Below are 19466 nucleotides of genomic sequence, written 5' to 3'. Positions count from 1 at the left end.
AATGAATTATAATTTAATGTCAAGGCCCATGCTGTATGTTCTTGGCTGCGGGTATGCGCCACGGTCAACACCGGTATCAAGCACACCGCCGGAGATCTCAGGATCGTAGCCGGAGTACTTGGTGAATGTTGCAGCGTTACGAACCTGCGCGTAGATCCTTATACTTTTAAATACTTTGCTCTGCATTATGCGAGGGAAGGTATAACCTAACTGGATGTTTTTGATCTTCACGAATGAACCATCTTCGACATACCTGTCTGACGCGCGGATATTGCTGTTAGCATCGGTAAATGAATACCTTGGGTTGCGGGCATCGTTAGTAGTTCCTTCGCCGGTCCATCTTGCAAGCACACCGCGGAATTTGTTGGTGTAGTTGGCATTACGCTCGTAAGCACGGTAAATATCGTTACCGATAGATGCATAAGTGAACGCGTTAAAATCAAAGTTTTTGTAACTCATTGATAGCGTCCATCCCAAAATAACATTAGGGAACGGGTTACCAATATTGGTGCGGTCGGCGGCATTTATTACACCATCGCCGTTAACATCCACAAAACGGATATCGCCCGGTTGAGCGCCTGTTTGAGTTGGCGCTGCTGCTATCTCAGCCGCGTTCTGGAACAAACCATTTGTTTTGTAGCCATAGAAATAACCAGGTGCCTGGCCTTTTTCAAATACGGTTACCTGTTGCGACTGCCCGTTGAAGTAGCTGCCACCAAATATTTTGGCGGTGCCATCAGTATTGGTTGCGGTAACCACGCTTTTTACTGTAGTTATGTTAAAAGTGTTACCTAGTTTAAACCCGTTTCCAATAGTTTCGTTATAGCCTATAGATATATCTACCCCGTTATTTTTGGTTGAGCCGATGTTAGCTGCCGGTACCGGTGTTGTGCCGCCTGTGTAAACTGTTGCCGGTTGGAATAACAACCCGCCAACACGTTTTTCGTAATAATCGGCAGTAACGGTTAATTTGCCATTAAACATGGTAAGGTCGAAACCAACGTTAGCTTGTTTCTGGCTTTCCCATCCTAATAGTTTGTTTTCTGTAGTACCTAAGGTAGACCCCGGATAGAACACATTGCTAAAGTTATAGCCATTGCTGTTTGCAGTAGGGCCATAATCAGGGCCGCCGGTGATGATAGTGGTAGCCTGTGTTGGTGTGTTATCATTACCTACAGTACCGTAGCTACCTCTAATTTTTAAGAAATTAATAGCAGGTACATTAAAGAAACTCTCTTTACTGGCAACCCAACCCACCGAACCGGAAAAGAAGTTAGCAAACTTGTTATCGGCACCAAAAGCTGTTGAGCCATCGCGGCGCGCGGTGAACGATGCAAGGTATTTCTCTTTATAATCGTAGTTCAACCTACCAAAAAACGACATGTTGCGTTTAAAGTACTGATAGTAATAACCGCCTGTTGCGCTTGGGTTGGTAGCTGTGTTGGTACCTGTTGCCGCGCTGTAATCTGCAAACTCCCAAGAGTTGAAGGGTACATCCTGCCTGTTTACACCGGCCGCGTTACCAGATTCTTTCGCCAGTGAGAAACCAACAACCGTTTCAAAGGTATGGTCCTCCGCTACTTTAAAGTTATAGTTGGCAAATGTTTCCCAGGTGTAGTTAAAGTTGCTCACCTTATCGTGGTTTACGCTGTTATGCTTATCTATCACGGTAGATCCATCGGCATTCATGCTATTATCAACGTTAAGCGGGCCGTAAAATACAAGCGGGGTAAAGCCTTTGCTATTAGCATCATACTTTGTATAACCAAACCTGCTGGTTAATTTCAGGTTCTTTAAAATATCGTATTGTGCCTCAAACTTACCGTACAATTTACTGCCAAGGCTTTTGTTGTAGGTGTTATCCAGTTTGGTAAGCGGGTTGTAAACCTCAGACAGGATCAAATTACTGTATCCGTATTTACCAACGCTGTTAGGATCGGTATTTAAAACTGATACCGTTGGGTCGAAGTTAAGCGCGCTACCAATTACACTGTTAAACGAGTTTTCCTGGATGCCTTTGGAGTTTAAAATTACACCAGTAGTGTTCAGGGTAAGTTTAAGTTTTTTCGTCATCTGGAAATCAATGTTCGCCGTGAAGTTGCCACGATCAAACCTTGATTTATCGATGCCGCCAACTATACCGCCCTGGCTGGTGTAACCACCCGATAAAAAGTAGTTTACAGTTTCGCTGCCGCCACGTACACCAATGGTATGTTGTTGTAAAGGAGCGGTTTTAAACACCTCTTTTTGCCAGTTGGTACCAACACCTAAAGTGGTCAGGTCAGGGAAAATAACGTTACCACCCGATGCTACGCTGCCTTCGTTTACTATTGCGCCATATTCGGTTGCATTTAAAACGCCAATGTAACGTGCTATTTCCTGCACACCGTAGCTGCTGTTAACAGTAAGTTCGGGTTTCATGTTCTTTCTACCGGTTTTGGTAGTAACCACAATAATACCGTTACCACCTTTAACACCGTAAATAGCGGTTGCAGACGCATCTTTAAGTACGCTGATAGATTCGATATCTATCGGGTTTACCGAGTTAAGATCGGCCAGTGATTGTTGCACACCATCAATAACTACCAACGGGGCTGAACCCGCGTAAGAAGGGATACCACGGATAGCCACTGTTGGCGACGAGCCCGGCGTACCGCCTTGTATAACCGTAACACCTGCGGCGCGGCCCTGTATGGCCTCTTCTGCACGTACCGGGTTTTGCCTTTGGATGTCGGTGCTTTTTATGGTTGAGATAGCGCCGGATACCTTAGTTACTTTTTGGGTACCGTAACCAATTACTACAACCTCGTTAAGCGCGTTGTTAGGGTTGTCTTCTAATGTGAAGTTTTCTGTACCGGCTTGTGTTACTGTTCTTTCAACAGATACCATGCCGACAAATGATACCACGATTGTCCCGCCACCTTGCGGGATGTTTAATGCGTAATTACCGTTTACATCGGTAACAACGCCCATCGTTGTGCCTTTAACGGTTACTGATGCGCCGGGCAATGCCTGTCCGTCCGCCTTTTGGGTTACTTTACCGGTTAGGTGCAGGGTTTGTGCATAGCCCTGGCTAACGAAACAGAAAAGCAAAGCAATCCCCATAAAAAACTTGAGTTTTAATTGCATAGATTTATTTTTAGGTTAAATTAATTAGGTCGTTCAGGACGACTTTGGTTGGTTGTAAAAGTTTCTTCATACGTTTTCATTTTCGCGCACAAGCATGCGCAGCCATGCATTAAGCTTTAAGCATTTGTTAACGGTTTTTAAATTGGGTTATAATTTGCCGGAGCAATTGGTTTATAGGAACCAAATGTATAGCAAGCGTATCTCAAAGCGAAATTTCGCACTACATCACTACTACACAACATTGAAATTTCATTTAAAAACACGGATATTAGTAAACCAATTGTAAACACCTATATAATTTTGATTAAACGCTATAATCCCTTGTATTTAAGGCTGCTGCTGTTCGTAATAATTAATGTGATGGCACAAGGTGCCATGGCACAGGCCTACATTGGGCAGCGCAAAACCGTTAATTACGAGAAAAGGCAGTACAATGCAGGTACGCAAAACTGGAAAATACGCCAGGATGCGCAGGGCCGGATGTATTTTGCCAATAACGAAGGTGTGCTGGTGTTCGATGGTTCGTACTGGCAGCTTTACCCGCTGCCCAATAAAACCATTGTACGGTCATTAGAATTTGGTGCCGATAAAAAGCTTTACGTTGGCGGGCAGGATGAAATAGGATACTTTACACCCGCAAAAAATGGCCTGCTTGTTTTTACCTCGCTTAAAAACCTCATCCCTAAAACCGACCAGGCATTTTCTGATATATGGGATATTGCGGCGTACGGGAATGACATCTTTTTTCGCACGCATGATAAGATCTTTAGGTATAGCAACAGTAAGATAACCGTTTACCATTCGCCGTCGTGGTTGTTTTTGGGTACATACGGCAGTAAGCTATTGGCCCATGATGAGCAAAAAGGCGTTTTATCATTAACAAATGGCAGCTGGACGCCGTTTATTGCTAAAGCGGATCTGCCAAATGGCTTTTATATTACCAGCATATCCAAATTTAATGATACCACGGGCCTGGTTACCTCTGCAAAGGATGGCTTGTTTTTGCTAAGTGGCAATAAACTAAATTACTATAACCTTAACGGGGCCGGTATTGATAACCACCAGCATTTTTCGGGAGCAACAGCATTGAACGATGGCACTTACCTGGTAGGCACTTATGTTAATGGCATTTATCAGTTTGATAAAACCGGTAACATCATCGAGAATATCGGCAAAAAAGAAGGACTGCAAAATATCAATGTGCGTTGCATGTATACCGATGCCAACCATAACGTATGGCTTGGGCTGGATAACGGGATAGATTACATCGCATACAACAATGCCGTTAAACACATTAACCCATTGATATTTAAAGATGGCGGTGGCTATGGCGCGGCCTTGTTTAAGAACAATTTATATTTCGCCTTATCTAACGGCGTGTACCAACTCCCGGTTAAGGGCATAAGCGACCTCAGTTATCTAAAAAACGACTTTAAAACGACCGGCGAAGGCCAAACATGGAACATGGCCGAAGTGAACGGCCGCCTGCTTGCGGGTAAGGATGATGGGCTTTTCGAGATTATGGGCGATAGGCTTTCTCCCATCTATAATGTTACCGGTTTCTGGACATTTCAGGCCTTGAAAAACAAAAGTGGCGAACCATTGATAGCAGCGGGTAACTACTACGGGGTTCGGTTATTTGATAATAAAGGCGCTACCCTGATTGATAAAGGCAGCTTGGGCAAGTATTATGAGTCGGCGAGGTTTATGCAGGTAGATGACCATAACCAAGTCTGGACATCGCACCCGTACCGTGGTGTTTACAAACTCGACCCTAATACAGGCCAGGTTAAAACCTATACCAAAGATGAGGGCCTGCCATCAACCCTAAACAATTTTGTGTTTAAGATAAAGGACCGGATCGTTATCGCTACCGAAAAAGGTATTTATGAATACGATGCGGCAACCGACCGCTTTGTGCAATCCGCACAGTTCAAAAAGATCTTTGGCGACAGAAGTTTACGGTACCTGAAAGAGGATGCCGCCGGCAACGTTTGGTTTGTGCAGGGCAAAAGCGTGGGCGTAGCAGATTATACATCAGCACCAACCATCATCAACATCCCCGAGCTTAACAACCGCATCCTGAGCGGCTTCGAGAATATTTACCCGGTAAACGCCAACAACGTCTTTGTGGGTAGCGAGAATGGTTTTTACCACATCAACTACGCCAAATACAAACAAAATATCAGGCCGCTGAAGGTTTACATCCGCAGGGTGAAAGCTACTTATGGTGTTGATAGCCTGCTTTACGGCGGCTACTTTGCCGGGGTGAGCGATGATAAAAAGCAAGCCGCAGAAAATACACCATCTCTAACCCATAACTGGAACTCGCTGCATTTTGAATATTCGTCACCCATTTTTGAGGAACAATCTAATGCGGAGTACAGTTACCTGCTGGATGGCTTTGACAAGGAATGGTCGGAATGGTCTAAACGGCCAGATAAGGATTATACCAATTTACCCGCGGGCAATTATACTTTTAAAGTAAAGGCGCGCAACCACCAGAATAATGAATCGGCGGTGGCTACGTATGTGTTTGTGATCAACCCGCCTTGGTACCAAACGGTATGGGCGTACCTGCTTTATTCAGTGCTGATAGCCGGCGTACTATACTATATATATAAGCTGCAGGAAGCAAGCCACATTAAAAAGCAGCAAAAGCAATTGCTGATACAGCAGCAAAAGAACGAGGAAGAGCAAAAGCAAATTGCCTACCTGCACCAGCTGGAACTGGAACGCTCGGAGAAAGAGGTGGTGAAACTAAAGAACGACAAGCTGCAATCCGAAATTGAATTTAAAACATCCGAACTGGCCTCAGCGGCGTTGAACCTGGTGCAGAAAAAAGAGTTTATACTAAGGGTGAAGGAGGAACTGCAGCACCTCCAAAAATTGGGCAGGGAGATGGTGGAGACCGCCGAGATCAAAAAGATATTGCGCCTGCTTGCCGAAGAAAACAAGCTGAACGAGGAGTGGGAACAATTTTCTATCCATTTTGACAAAGTGCACTCCAACTTTTTAACCGTAATAAAAGACCGTTACCCAAGCATTAACCAGCAGGAGCTAAAGCTTTGCGCCTACCTCATCATGAACCTATCCAGCAAGGAAGTTGCCCAGCTAATGGCTATCTCCGTGCGCGGGGTAGAGATCAGCCGCTACCGCCTCCGCAAAAAACTCCAGATCCCAACGGAAATGAACCTGTTTGAGTTTTTGTTTAATATACAGAGGGAGATTATGAAGGGGTAAGGGGTATAAATTTACATAATCGGGTGCCTGACATAGGCAGAAAGGCTCTCAATTAAAACTCATTAGGATTTTATCAAACATAATCCGTTGCCTTTTGTAGTAATTATAACCTCTCTCTTAGCGTCACTTTTTGAATGTTCAAAAATCTCTCGCTTTCCCTGTAGGCATAAATTTTAATTTATCCATTATGAAAAAGTTAAGCATCTTTTTGATCGCCGCAGGTTTATTGTTAATAATTTGCGGGAATGTTTTTTACAAAAGCCATCAAAATGCTGATGATAGTGGAGGTTCTGCATCAATAACAACATTTAACGGAGGCTGGTCTGTAAAAATACCGGCATATTTTGGTGGCGTAATGTTGATGTTCGGCTCTATTTTCCTTTACATGGCTGTAGATGACAAAAAGAATAAAGTCAAAACGGTTGATTAAATAAATCTATAAACCTTGTGCCAGGGTTAAGCTATGGTAATCATAGCATTAAATTAATATTTACCAGTTGCTGTGATGTCTCTTTTGCTACCGCCTCCGCAAAAAACTTCAGATCCCAACCGAAATGAACCTGTTTGAATTTTTGTTTAATATTCAGAGAGAGATAACGAGGGGGTGAGGTTGGGAGCATGCGGCACGCGTGAGACAGCGGAGTAGATTAATTTAAATCTGTTTGCCAATCAATTAGGCCATTGATTTCTGAACAAATTCTTAAATCGCTCATGCCATAGTCAAAATTAAGATTATACTTCACCCGTTTACTTTCAGCGAAAGTTTTAAAATTAATTGATGCAACCTTCATTTTACTAAATAAAAGCGTGATTTCTTCTAATTCTCGTAAAGCACTTGATTTAGAGATGTTTTTTAAATCACCCGAGATTGAAGCCATTGTGATATTTAAATAGCCCTTTTCATCGATTCCCATATAAAGTTCACCAACCTGATAGGGTAATCTATCATTTAATATTTCAACTGCCGTTTCTATTCTTAATTTATCATTCATGATTGCTTTTAAGACAGATTGGTTAAGATTTAATTGAGCCGTAATTTATAATTATTTAATTGCAGTTATAGTATATATCCCCGCTTGCGCAAGCGTCCCCGATTGTGGTAACAAGCTATATCTTAAATATTGTCTTCAACCCACTGATCCCTATCTGCAACCCTACACAAAAGATCAAAAAGGCCGAGATGCGGTTTACGATGTTTTCGCCGTTCTGGCCTAAATAGTGGATCATGGTTCTGGTGTTGAGGTAAAAGAAGTAGATCATGGAGCACATCACCACAATAGATACCAGGATAGCGCCGGTGGTCATGTAATAGCGGGAGCTGCCCAGCGCATCGCCCTGGGCGCTTAGGGTGAATAGTACCGATATGGTACCTGCTCCGGTAGTCGCCGGGAAAGTAATAGGATAAAAAAGCTTGTTGGCAATATGGCTGAATGCCGAAACGTTGGGCTGGTCGTCCAGATCTTCGGCGGAGGTTTTTTTCTCATCAGACGAAAGGAATTCCCAACCCATTTTACAGATCATGATGCCACCCGCCAGCTGTACCACAGGTATTGAGATGCCGAATAAGCGCAGAATCCACTGCCCCGCAAACAGGGACACGGTACATATCAGGAAAGCGTAAAACGTTATTTGCCCTACAGCTTTCTTTTTTTCGCCCCTCGTCAGGTTCTCAAAATACGGACTAACCATAAAAGCCGAGCCTATGGGGTTAACAACCGGGAACAAGGCGATAATGCCAATAAAAACAAGGTGTACAAACGATTCGTAAAATTCGGGCATTGGGTTTTGCTTAAATTCCTATAAAACTATAAAAATAGATGAATACTCCTAACTACCATACAGTATATAACAGTTATAAAATTTTGGTTAATTAGATTAGCAAAGTTATTTACCAATTAACCTAATTTCATGCAAGCAATTTTTGGGATTATATTCCACTTTATAGGTGGGTTTGCCTCTGGCAGTTTTTATATTCCGTATAAAAAGGTAAAAGGCTGGGCGTGGGAAAGTTTCTGGATAGTCGGCGGTATTTTTTCCTGGTTAATCGCCCCCCCGGTAGCCGCCTGGCTTACCATCCCCGGTTTTGCTGATATTATTAAACATACCAACGGGCAAATTTTATTGCTTACCTACTTCTTCGGCGTGCTTTGGGGCGTCGGCGGGCTTACTTATGGGTTAGGTGTAAGGTATTTGGGCGTCGCCTTAGGCAGTACCATCATTTTGGGCCTTTGCTCTGTTTTTGGCTCTTTGATCCCTTCTATATATTATGATTTCTTCCCGCAGCAAGGTAAAGACAGCATCACCACGTTACTACACAGCCACTGGGGCCAAATGGTTTTATTGGGAATTGTAGTTTGTGTATTGGGTATAATGATATGCGGTTACGCCGGCGTAATGAAAGAACGCGAGTTAACTAAAGACCAGGAAGTCGCTGTAAATAACACCGAATATAAATTTGGATTAGGCATTTTTGTGGCCATTGTATCCGGTGTGTTAAGTGCCTGTTTTGCCTTTGGTATTGATGCCGGTAAAGTGATGGCTAACGAAGCCAACACCGCGTGGAAGGCCCTGCACCCGGCAGGCGGAGAGTTCCTGTTCCAAAACAATGTTACCTACGTGGTGATCCTTTGGGGTGGGTTATCTACCAACTTTATCTGGTGTATGGTACTGAACGCCCGTAATAAAACCTTTGGCGATTATACCAATAAAAAAACGCCGCTAAAAGCAAATTATATCTTTTCGGCATTGGCGGGTACAACCTGGTTCCTGCAATTTTTTTTCTATGGCATGGGCGAAAGCCGCTTAGGCAATGGCGCAAGTTCGTGGATCCTGCACATGGCATTTATTATATTGATAGCCAACGTTTGGGGCCTGGTGCTTAAAGAATGGAAGGGCGTTAGTAAAAAAGCATTGGCTACGGTATTCGCGGGTATTGTTACCATCATTATTTCGGTGCTGATTGTTGGGTACGGTAATTCGATAAAAGGATAGTAGCTGGATGCGGCCGGGTAGGGTTACTTGGTCAACACAGTGTATCACAGTTGGGCAATAAAGGATAATTAATATTGCTGCGATTAACCTATCAATAAAAATAAAAATATAATAGTAAAGCATATGTCTGTCAACACAACACAATTTAAACATGTAAGCTACCTATGGGATGACACCCGTGCGGCCGAACTGGCCGGTGATGAAGTAGCCCTGTTAATATATCGTTCTAACTTACTGGGTGCCGACCTGCGCCTTACGAACTATGGTGGTGGTAACACTTCCTGCAAGGTTATGGATAAAGACCCTTTAACCGGTAAAGAGGTTGAAGTAATGTGGATCAAAGGATCCGGCGGTGACATCGGTACACTGAAGAAAAGCGGCCTTGCTGCTTTGTATGTAGACCGTTTACGCAGCCTTAAAAACGTGTACCGGGGCATCGGGTTTGAAGACGAAATGGTGGAACTGTTTAACCACAGCATTTTCGACCTTAACTCAAAAGCGCCATCGATAGATACACCTTTGCACGGCTTTTTACCTTTTAAACATATAGATCACCTGCACCCCGATGCTGCAATTGCTATCGCGGCAGCAAAAGACGGTAAAAAAATAACCGAAGAATTATTTGAAGGTACCATAGGCTGGGTAGACTGGCAACGCCCGGGTTTCGACCTTGGTTTGCAGCTTAAAGAATGTTTGGATAACAACCCCGGCATCCGCGGTATTATGCTTGGTTCGCACGGGCTGTTTACCTGGGGCGATACCGCTTATGAAAGCTATATCAACACGCTGGAGGTGATAGAGAAATGTGCCGAGTTCCTGGAGCAAAGCTATACCAAAAACGGCAGCGTATTTGGCGGCCCAAAAATTGAAAGTCTGCCGGCAGACGACCGTAAAAAACAAGCGGTTGCATTGGCACCTATCCTGCGTGGTTTCTGCTCGTCAAAAACACAGATGATTGGCCATTATACCGATGATGCAAGGGTTTTAGAATATACCAACTCTAAGGACCTTGACAGGTTGGCGCCTATGGGTACCAGTTGCCCGGATCACTTCTTGCGTACCAAGATCAGTCCGCTGGTTTTAACCCTTGCATCGGGCGAAGACCTGAGCGACATTGCTGCCATTAAAGAAAAATTGACCCCTGCATTTGAGGAATACCGCAAAATGTACGAGGGTTATTATAACACCTGCAAACACCCGAATAGCCCGGGCATCCGTGATGCTAACCCGGTAGTGATACTTTACCCCGGCGTGGGTATGTTCACCTTTGCAAAGGATAAACAAACCGCAAGGGTAGCAGCAGAGTTTTACATCAACGCCATAAACGTTATGAAGGGCGCCGAAGCCATATCAGAGTACACTTCTTTACCGCGACAGGAAGCTTTTGATATTGAGTATTGGTTGCTTGAAGAGGCTAAACTACAACGTATGCCAAAGCCGAAGGCATTATCGGGCCGTATAGCATTGGTAACCGGCAGTGCTGGTGGTATAGGCAAAGCAATCGCCAAAAAATTTGTGGAAGAAGGTGCAGTTGTGATCCTTAACGACATGAATGCTGAGCGCTTAACCGGTGCTTACGACGAATTTGTAAAGCAATTTGGTAAAGATGTTTGCACAACCGCTACATTAGATGTTACTAATGAGGCGCAAATTAAGGAAGCTATGGCTGCCGCGATACTAGCTTTTGGTGGTGTGGACCTGATTGTAAATAACGCAGGCCTGTCAATCTCCAAAACCATTGGCGACCATACCGAAAAGGATTGGAACCTGTTGTACGATGTATTGGTGAAAGGCCAGTTCTTTGTAACACAGGCAGCCGTTGCCGTAATGAAACAGCAAGCCATTGGTGGCGATATTATTAATATAGTAAGCAAGAACGCTTTGGTTAGCGGCCCCAACAATGCAGGTTACGGTAGCGCCAAGGCAGCACAATTACACTTAAGCAGGTTAAATGCTGCCGAGCTTGGCCCGGACGGCATCCGTGTAAACGTAATTAACCCTGATGCCGTTATCAGCGACAGCAACATATGGGCCGGCGGATGGGCCGAAGGCCGTGCTAAAGCTTATGGCGTTACAGTAGAGGAGTTGCCTGCTTACTATGCAAAACGTACCTTACTTAACCAGGTGATATTACCTGCCGATATTGCCAACGCGTGCTTTGCCTTAACAGGCGGCTTGCTAAACAAATCAACCGGTAACGTTATAAATGTTGATGGTGGAGTTGCGGCGGCATTTGTAAGATAATTCGCGCGATAAAAAATTGAATAAAAAGCCGACTAACCACCGGCATGCCAAATTATAATAACCAGAGAGAAGATGCAGATAGAGCAAGCTAAATTACAGGAGCTAAACCAGGCCGATATTAAAAAACACCAACGCAGCCTTGAATATGTTGCCGGTGATCTAAATGATGCGGAAGGTGTGCTTAAGAAATTAAGCGCATTTAACATAGCTATACCAAGCTGGGCGTTGGGCACAGGCGGCACACGTTTCGGCCGTTTTAGTGGCGGTGGTGAGCCACGCAGTCTTGAAGAAAAGATTGAGGATGTTGGTGTGATCCATGCTTTAAACAGATCGAGCAATTCTATATCGTTACACATCCCCTGGGATATCCCTGAAAATGCCGCGTCTGTTAAACAACTGGCAGCACAGCATGGTTTGCACTTTGATGCGGTAAACTCTAATACCTTCCAGGATCAGAAAGAGCAGAAGCATAGCTATAAGTTCGGCTCGCTGCACCATACTGATAAAGCGGTGCGTAAGCAAGCCGTTGAACATAATATAGAAGTTATAAAATACGGCGTTCAGCTTAACTCGAAAGCATTGTCGGTTTGGTTGTCTGATGGGTCGAATTTTCCGGGACAGCTAAACTTTCGTAATGCTTTTCAGAACACTTTGGAGAGCTTGCAGGAAATTTACGAGGCTTTGCCTGATGACTGGAAAGTTTGGGTGGAGTACAAACCATACGAGCCTAACTTTTATTCGACAACCATTGGCGATTGGGGCCAATCGTACCTGCTGGCATCCAAATTAGGGCCAAAGGCAGCTACCTTGGTAGACCTTGGTCACCACTTGCAGGGCACTAACATCGAGCAGGTCGTATCTTTGTTATTAATGGAGAACAAGCTTGCCGGCTTCCACTTCAACGATTCGAAATATGGTGATGACGACCTTACGGTTGGCAGCATCAATCCATACCAGTTGTTCCTGATCTTTAACGAACTGGTAGAAGGCATGGACGCCCGCAGCATGGACCACGCAACCGGTTTAGGCTGGATGATAGATGCATCGCATAATGTTAAGGACCCAATAGAAGACTTATTGCAGTCGGTACAGGCTATCAAGATAGCTTACGCACAGGCATTAATTATTGATAAAGCCGCGCTAACCTCTGCCCAAAAGAACAATGATGTAGTTCTTGCACAAGAGATCTTGCAAACGGCCTACCGTACAGATGTGCGCCCGTTAGTAGCCGAAGCCAGCCTGCGTAACGGCGGCGCTTTAGATCCGGTGAATGCCTATAGGAAATTGAAAGTAAGAGAAAACCTCATTAGCGAACGCGGCCTAAATACCGTTGCCACCGGTTTGTAAATTATGAGTAGCGCCACACCCGTTATAGCTGTATTTGATGTAGGCAAGACCAACAAAAAATTGTTCCTGTTTGACCAGGACTATAAAATTGTGTTCGAGAAATCGGCACGGTTTACGGAAACGGTTGACGAGGATGGCTTTGTGTGCGAAAACCTGCAAAGCTTGCGCCTGTCGGTATTCGACTCGCTGAGCGAGATCTTCAGACTGAAGGAATTTAAGGTACGGGCGGTAAACTTTTCGGCATACGGCGCAAGTTTTGTCCACTTGGATGAAAGCGGGCAGGCGCTGGCCCCGCTTTATAATTACCTTAAACCCTACCCCGAGGAATTAAGCGCGAAGTTTTATGATGAGTACGGCGGCGAACTGAAATTCAGTACTGAAACGGCTTCGCCTATATTGGGTAGCCTAAATTCAGGGTTGCAATTATACCGGATAAAAAATGAGCAGCCTGAACTTTACAAGCGCATCAAGTACTCCCTGCACCTGCCGCAATATTTAAGTTTTTTATTATCCGGGCAATACTATTCAGACCTCACCAGCATTGGCTGCCATACCGCTATGTGGGATTTTGGAAGCGACCGCTACCACGATTGGATCCAACGCGAGGGGCTTACCCTAAAACTTGCTCCCATAGCTGCTGCGGATAAAGCATTACCTGCGCTGTTCCCCGGTAATAATTATAAAGTAGGCGTTGGCCTGCACGATAGTTCGGCGGCGTTGATACCCTACCTGGTGAATTTTCAGGAACCATTTATTTTGATCTCGACAGGCACCTGGTGTATCAGCTTAAACCCATTCAATCAATCGCCATTAACGGCAGACGAACTGGACAAAGACTGCCTGTTCTACATCCAGTACAAAGGCAAGCATGTAAAAGCATCCCGCCTGTTTTCGGGGTTGGAGTATGAGCAACAGGTTAAGCGCATTGCCGCGCATTTTAACCAGAATGTGATCAAATACAGGAATATCCCGTTTGATGCTGATGTGATCGCGAAGCTTAAAAAGGAACACCTGCAAAGACAAGGCGAAGGCTTTGCCAAAGAATCGAAATTTGCCACAAGGGAACTTTCGGCATTCGCCAATGATATAGAAGCGTATCACCAATTGGTGCTTGATCTGGTAAACCTACAGGTAGCTTCTACCAAACTGCTTTTAAACAGCACATCCGTTAAACGGATTTTTGTAGATGGCGGCTTTAGCAAAAACAGCATCTACATGCACTTACTGGCAACATCGTTTAAAAACATGGAAACCTTTGCCGCGTCCATGGCGCAGGCATCGGCAGTTGGTGCAGCCTTATGCATCCATAAAGAGTGGAACAGCAAACAGATCCCGAGCGACATTATCGAATTAAAATATTACTCGGCAAACGAATCTGTAAGCGCCTGATATTGAAAAGAAAGGCTTGGTTGCACCATAACCCGGCCCCTCTATAATTATATATTTATTGAGCCGCGTGTTAAAACGGCTTTTAACATGATACTTATGTATTTAAAACACACCTGCCTTGGCTTTTTTGCGCTATGTTTCATAGCTACTACATCAAAGGCCCAAAATCCTAATAGCACTGCCCGTGCCCAATACTATTCAGCAAGTTTTAAAGCAATCGAAACCGGTTTCGCGACCATCCCGGATTCGGTACAGACAAGCGTTTATTGGTACTGGATCTCGGGAAATATCTCTAAAGAAGGTGTGGTGAAAGATCTGGAAGCGATGAAAAAAGTGGGTATCAACCGCGCATTCATCGGTAACATAGGGATGGACGAAGTGCCTTACGGTAAAATAAAAATGTTTTCTGAAGAGTGGTGGGATATCTTGCATACCGCCCTTAAAACAGCAACAAGGTTAAACATTGAGATAGGGATCTTTAACAGCCCGGGATGGAGCCAGTCCGGAGGGCCATGGGTTAAGCCGCAGCAATCTATGCGCTATTTAACTTCATCGCAATTGATGGTTAAAGGGCCGTTATCATTTAATAAAAAATTGGTACAGCCGCAGGCAAATTTCCAGGATGTAAAGGTTATTGCCTACCCCGTGGCTGCCGATTATAATACTGATGTCAATGCCTTAAAACCGACATTCAAATCTACCCCGGAAGTAGATTCTGTAGCGAATTTATTTGACGGCAACGAAGCAACAGGTATCCATCTTGAAAATGGACAGCAATTTTCGCTCGATATAAATACGAAGCAGCCATACACGGTAAGCAGCGTAATTATTTCTACCGCTAAAAAGCCGGTTTATATCGAGGGTGATGTGCAGGTAAAGGTTAACGGGGCCTACGTAACCCTTAACCATTTTTCTATCGACCGTAGCAATCCCGAATTGAATACGGGCTTCATATCTTATGGGGCGGCCACAATTTCTATCCCGGCAACGTCGGCTACCAATTTCAGGATAGTGTTCACCAAAGTAAGTGGCGATTCGGGCTTGGCTGAGGTGAACTTATCATCAGTGCCGATGGTAGAAAAATACCTGGAAAAAACGCTTGCCAAAATGTGGCCAACCCCGCACCCGTTCTGGACGGCCTACCAATGGCCGATGCAACCGAATGAGGTTTCTAAATATGCTATTGACCCCACGAAAGTGGTAGATGTATCTAAATACATGTCGGCAGATGGTACGCTCAACTGGAAAGTGCCTGCGGGTAGCTGGGTAATTGAACGCACCGGGATGACGCCAACCAATGTTGTTAACGCCCCTGCCCCGCCTGAAGGGCGCGGCCGTGAGGTAGATAAGATGAGCAAAGAGCATGTCGCTTCGCACTTTAACGCTTACATGGGTGAAATTCTGAAACGCATCCCTGCCGAAGACCGCAAAACATGGAAGGTGGTTGTAGAAGACAGCTATGAAACCGGCAGCCAAAACTGGACGGACAACCTTGTCGCCGAATTTAAACAAGCTTATAATTATGACCCAATACCATACCTGCCAACGCTGCAAGGCAAGGTGGTGGGCAACCAGGATATGTCCGACAGGTTTTTATGGGACCTGCGCAGGCTGATTGCAGATGAGGTATCCTATAAATATGTAGGTGGCTTGCGCGAGATAAGCCACCAGAACGGGTTAACCACCTGGCTGGAGAATTACGGGCATTGGGGTTTCCCGGGCGAGTTTTTACAATACGGCGGGCAGTCGGACGAGATTGGCGGCGAGTTTTGGAGTGAAGGTGATTTGGGTGATATTGAGAACCGCGCGGCATCCTCATCTGCACATATTTACGGGAAGATAAAAGTATCGGCAGAATCGTTCACCGCGGCTGGCGCGCCGTTTGGGCGTTACCCGGCAATGTTTAAAAAACGCGGCGACCGCTTTTTTACCGAGGGTATCAATAATACACTGATGCATGTTTATATCCAGCAGCCGGGGGATAAAGGCCCGGGTTTAACCGCCTGGTTTGGTGTGGAGTTTAACAGGCTAAACACTTGGTATTACGATATGGATGTGCTGCTACATTACATTAAACGCTGTAACATGCTGTTACAGCAAGGCCAGTACGTTGCCGATGTTGCCTACTTTATTGGCGAAGATGCCCCAAAAATGACCGGCGTAACTGATCCTGAGTTGCCTAAAGGATACTCGTTCGATTATATTAACGGCGAAGTGATCAAACAGAAAGCTTTTATAAAAGATGGCAAGCTTGCTTTGCCAAACGGCATCAACTATAGCGTATTGGTATTGCCAAAACTGGAAACCATCCGCCCGGAACTGTTAACTAAGATCAAAGAACTGGTTCAACAGGGCCTGGTTGTTTTAGGGCAAAAGCCTTTGCGCTCGCCAAGCTTGCAGGGTTATCCAATGGCAGATAAACAGATAAAAGATCTGGCCGCCGAACTTTGGGGTAGCATAGACGGCACCACAACTAAAGTTAACCATTACGGCAAAGGCATGATAGTGAACGGCATGAGTTTACAAGAAGTGTTGAACATGGTTAAATCACAGCCTGACCTGAAGATCACCAAAACCGATGATGTGTTATTTATCCATCGCCAATTAAAAGAAGGAGAACTTTATTTTGTATCCAACCAAAAAGATACGCCAATAAAATTTGATGCAGAGTTCCGCACAGCCGGCAAAAGCCCCGAGTTGTGGAATGCAATAGATGGGAGTATGCGTGCATTACCATCTTATCATCAAACAGCGACATCAACCGTTGTACCAATGCAGCTGGCCCCTTTAGAGAGCGCATTTGTGATATTCCGCAAGCAGGGCGCGGGAGGCGACAGCACTAAAGCAAATTACCCGGAGGCATCCAAAACGATAAGCATAACCCAGCCTTGGATGGTAAGTTTCGATAAAAACATGCGTGGCCCGGCTCAACCGGTGAAATTTGAAACCCTAACCGATTGGTCTAAAAGTGCGAACGATAGTATTAAATATTACTCGGGCACAGCTTGGTATCGCACCACGTTTAAAGCCGGGAAGATAGACAAAGGCGCTAACTACGTTATTGATTTAGGCCTGGCAAAATCTATAGCCAAAGTTTTTGTGAATGGTGTGGAAATGGGCGGTGCATGGACGCCGCCGTATACGGTAGATATCACCAAAGCACTTAAACCGGGTGATAATAAACTGGAAATTAAAGTGGTGAATAATTGGGTGAACAGGCTGATAGGTGATGCGTTGATGCCTGCCGGGACACGCCCGACATCGGTAATTTATAGCCCCGACCCTAAAGGTGGGTTACAATCCTCGGGTTTATTAGGCCCGGTTAAAATTGATGTGATCAAATATTAACAAATGAGCAAACTTAAGATTTATATAACACTTGGTATTGTATTGCTTTGTAAAAGTAGCTACGCACAACTGCCGCCTGTATTTGCCGGTACGCATTTAAAAGATGTGCAAAAAGAGGAAATTGTAAGGCGGTATTTGTCGCCGGTGAAGATCTTGTGGCAAACCACAAAAGATGCAGCGAACATTAAAAATGCCGAACGACTATTAAAACCGGGCGACGGTCAGGCTAATCTATCGGGAAAAGACCTATGCATTCTGCGAAATAATGACAAAGCTAAAGCGGGTATTTTACTTGATTTTGGGCGCGAACTGCACGGCGGGTTGCAATTGGTTACCGATCAGTCCCGAGGTGGGAAGCCTGTGAGGGTGCGCATCAGGTTCGGTGAATCGGCGAGTGAGGCCATGAGTAGTATCGATACCGTTAAAGGCGCTACCAACGACCATGCCATGCGCGATTTTGAGATTTCGCTGCCATGGTTAGGCAAGCTTGAAGTTGGCAATACCGGCTTTAGGTTTGTGCGGATAGATTTGCTGGATGACAATGCCGAGTTGAAATTAAAGGAAGTGCGGGCTATTTTTGTATTTAGAGATATACCTTATTTAGGCTCATTTAAAAGCAGCGATACTTTACTGAACAAGATCTGGATGACAGGGGCCTATACCGTGCACTTGAATATGCAGGACTATTTATGGGACGGCATTAAACGCGATCGCCTGGTTTGGGTCGGCGATATGCACCCCGAAACATCAACCATTGCAGCGGTATTTGGTAACAGCAATGTGGTGCCCAAAAGCCTTGATCTGGCAAGAGATATTACTCCGCTGCCCGAGTATATGAATGGCATGATCTCTTACTCGATGTGGTGGGTGCTCATCCATCATGATTGGTATATGCATAACGGTGACTTGAATTATCTAAAGCAGCAAAAGACTTACTTAATAGCACTCTTAAACCAATACATTAAACAGATTGATGCCAATAACAGCGAAGACCTGAAGGATGGGCAACGGTTTTTGGACTGGCCATCAAGCACCGACCCTAAAGCCATTCATGCAGGTTTGCAAGGTTTGTTGGCCATGACCTTAACCGCAGGTGCCGACCTCGCGACTGTTTTAAATGACCCGACCACCGCTGCAAAATGTAAAACAGCGGTAATTAGGTTAAAGAAGAACGTGCCTGATCCGGGTAAGTCTAAGCAGGCTGCAGCATTATTGGCGCTGTCGGGTTTAATGCCGGCTACTAAGGCAAACGTGGTACTCTCCGACAGGGGCGTGCACAATTATTCAACCTTTTTTGGTTACTATATGCTGCTGGCCAAAGCAAAAGCCGGCGATTACCAGGGCTCTATAGATGCCATCCGTAACTACTGGGAGCCAATGCTTTCGTTAGGTGCCACCACATTTTGGGAAGACTTTAATATCGATTGGCTACCTAATGCTTCGCGGATTGATGAGCTGGTGCCCGATGGTAAAAAGGATATTCACGGCGATTATGGCGCATTTTGTTACAAAGGTTTCAGGCATAGCCTTAGCCACGGTTGGGCATCTGGCCCTACGCCCTGGTTAACACAATATGTATTGGGTGTAAATGTGATGGCCCCTGGTTGTAAAGTATTACGCATCGAGCCACATCTGGGCGATCTAAAGTTTGTTGAAGGAACTTTCCCCACCCCATTAGGCATCGTAAAAATAAAGAATACCAAACTGGTTAATGGTAAGGTTAAGATTGATGTGCAAGCGCCAAAAGGGATAACCATTATAAAAGTAAATTAGAC

The 19466-nt window shown here is 44.9% G+C and carries 11 protein-coding genes; 8 read left to right on the top strand and 3 right to left on the bottom strand.

Features of this window, described 5'->3' with window-relative positions:
- Nucleotides 1-6: 6 nt before the first annotated feature.
- Nucleotides 7-3129, bottom strand: a complete 3123-nt coding sequence (locus RHM67_RS00145; RefSeq protein WP_322229389.1) for a TonB-dependent receptor — start codon at nt 3127-3129, stop codon at nt 7-9.
- Between the two features lie 360 nt (nt 3130-3489).
- On the opposite strand from RHM67_RS00145, the gene RHM67_RS00140 reads away from it, so the two are divergent.
- Together RHM67_RS00140 and RHM67_RS00135 are read left to right on the top strand one after the other, a co-directional pair.
- Nucleotides 3490-6372 carry a ligand-binding sensor domain-containing protein gene (locus RHM67_RS00140; protein ID WP_322232160.1) on the top strand — a complete coding sequence of 961 codons (2883 nt, stop codon included), beginning with the start codon at nt 3490-3492 and terminating at the stop codon, nt 6370-6372.
- A 187-nt stretch (nt 6373-6559) separates the two neighbouring features.
- Complete coding sequence (locus RHM67_RS00135) at nt 6560-6802, top strand: hypothetical protein (protein WP_322229386.1); 243 nt, start codon at nt 6560-6562, stop codon at nt 6800-6802.
- A gap of 217 nt (nt 6803-7019) precedes the next feature.
- On the opposite strand, the gene RHM67_RS00130 is transcribed toward RHM67_RS00135, so the two are convergent.
- Entirely contained in the window at nt 7020-7364 is a 345-nt protein-coding gene (locus tag RHM67_RS00130; RefSeq protein WP_322229383.1) for a hypothetical protein, read from the bottom strand.
- Between the two features lie 115 nt (nt 7365-7479).
- Nucleotides 7480-8151 carry a MarC family protein gene (locus tag RHM67_RS00125; RefSeq protein WP_322229381.1) on the bottom strand — a complete coding sequence of 224 codons (672 nt, stop codon included), beginning with the start codon at nt 8149-8151 and terminating at the stop codon, nt 7480-7482.
- 129 nt (nt 8152-8280) lie between these two features.
- Here RHM67_RS00125 and rhaT point away from each other — a divergent pair, with 129 nt between their 5' ends.
- The 6 genes from rhaT (at nt 8281) to RHM67_RS00095 (ending at nt 19464) form a co-directional block, all read left to right on the top strand.
- Entirely contained in the window at nt 8281-9363 is a 1083-nt protein-coding gene (gene rhaT / locus RHM67_RS00120) for an L-rhamnose/proton symporter RhaT (protein ID WP_322229380.1), read from the top strand.
- Between the two features lie 123 nt (nt 9364-9486).
- Complete coding sequence (locus RHM67_RS00115) at nt 9487-11607, top strand: bifunctional aldolase/short-chain dehydrogenase (RefSeq protein ID WP_322229378.1); 2121 nt, start codon at nt 9487-9489, stop codon at nt 11605-11607.
- A 72-nt stretch (nt 11608-11679) separates the two neighbouring features.
- Nucleotides 11680-12954 (top strand): TIM barrel protein, encoded by a 1275-nt coding sequence (locus RHM67_RS00110; RefSeq protein ID WP_322229376.1) that lies wholly within the window; start codon nt 11680-11682, stop codon nt 12952-12954.
- A gap of 3 nt (nt 12955-12957) precedes the next feature.
- On the top strand, nt 12958-14343 hold the full coding sequence (locus RHM67_RS00105) for an FGGY-family carbohydrate kinase (protein WP_322229374.1): 1386 nt from the start codon (nt 12958-12960) through the stop codon (nt 14341-14343).
- 96 nt (nt 14344-14439) lie between these two features.
- Entirely contained in the window at nt 14440-17691 is a 3252-nt protein-coding gene (locus RHM67_RS00100) for a glycosyl hydrolase (RefSeq protein ID WP_322229372.1), read from the top strand.
- Between the two features lie 3 nt (nt 17692-17694).
- Nucleotides 17695-19464: an alpha-L-rhamnosidase gene (locus RHM67_RS00095; protein ID WP_322229371.1), complete on the top strand. Its 1770-nt coding sequence runs from the start codon at nt 17695-17697 to the stop codon at nt 19462-19464.
- The last annotated feature ends 2 nt before the right edge of the window (nt 19465-19466 follow it).

The sequence above is a fragment of the Mucilaginibacter sp. 5C4 genome, assembly GCF_034345625.1.
Classification (GTDB): domain Bacteria; phylum Bacteroidota; class Bacteroidia; order Sphingobacteriales; family Sphingobacteriaceae; genus Mucilaginibacter; species Mucilaginibacter aurantiaciroseus.
The sequence above is the reverse complement of the archived record's forward strand: the minus strand, read 5'-3'. Positions and strand labels throughout refer to the sequence as shown.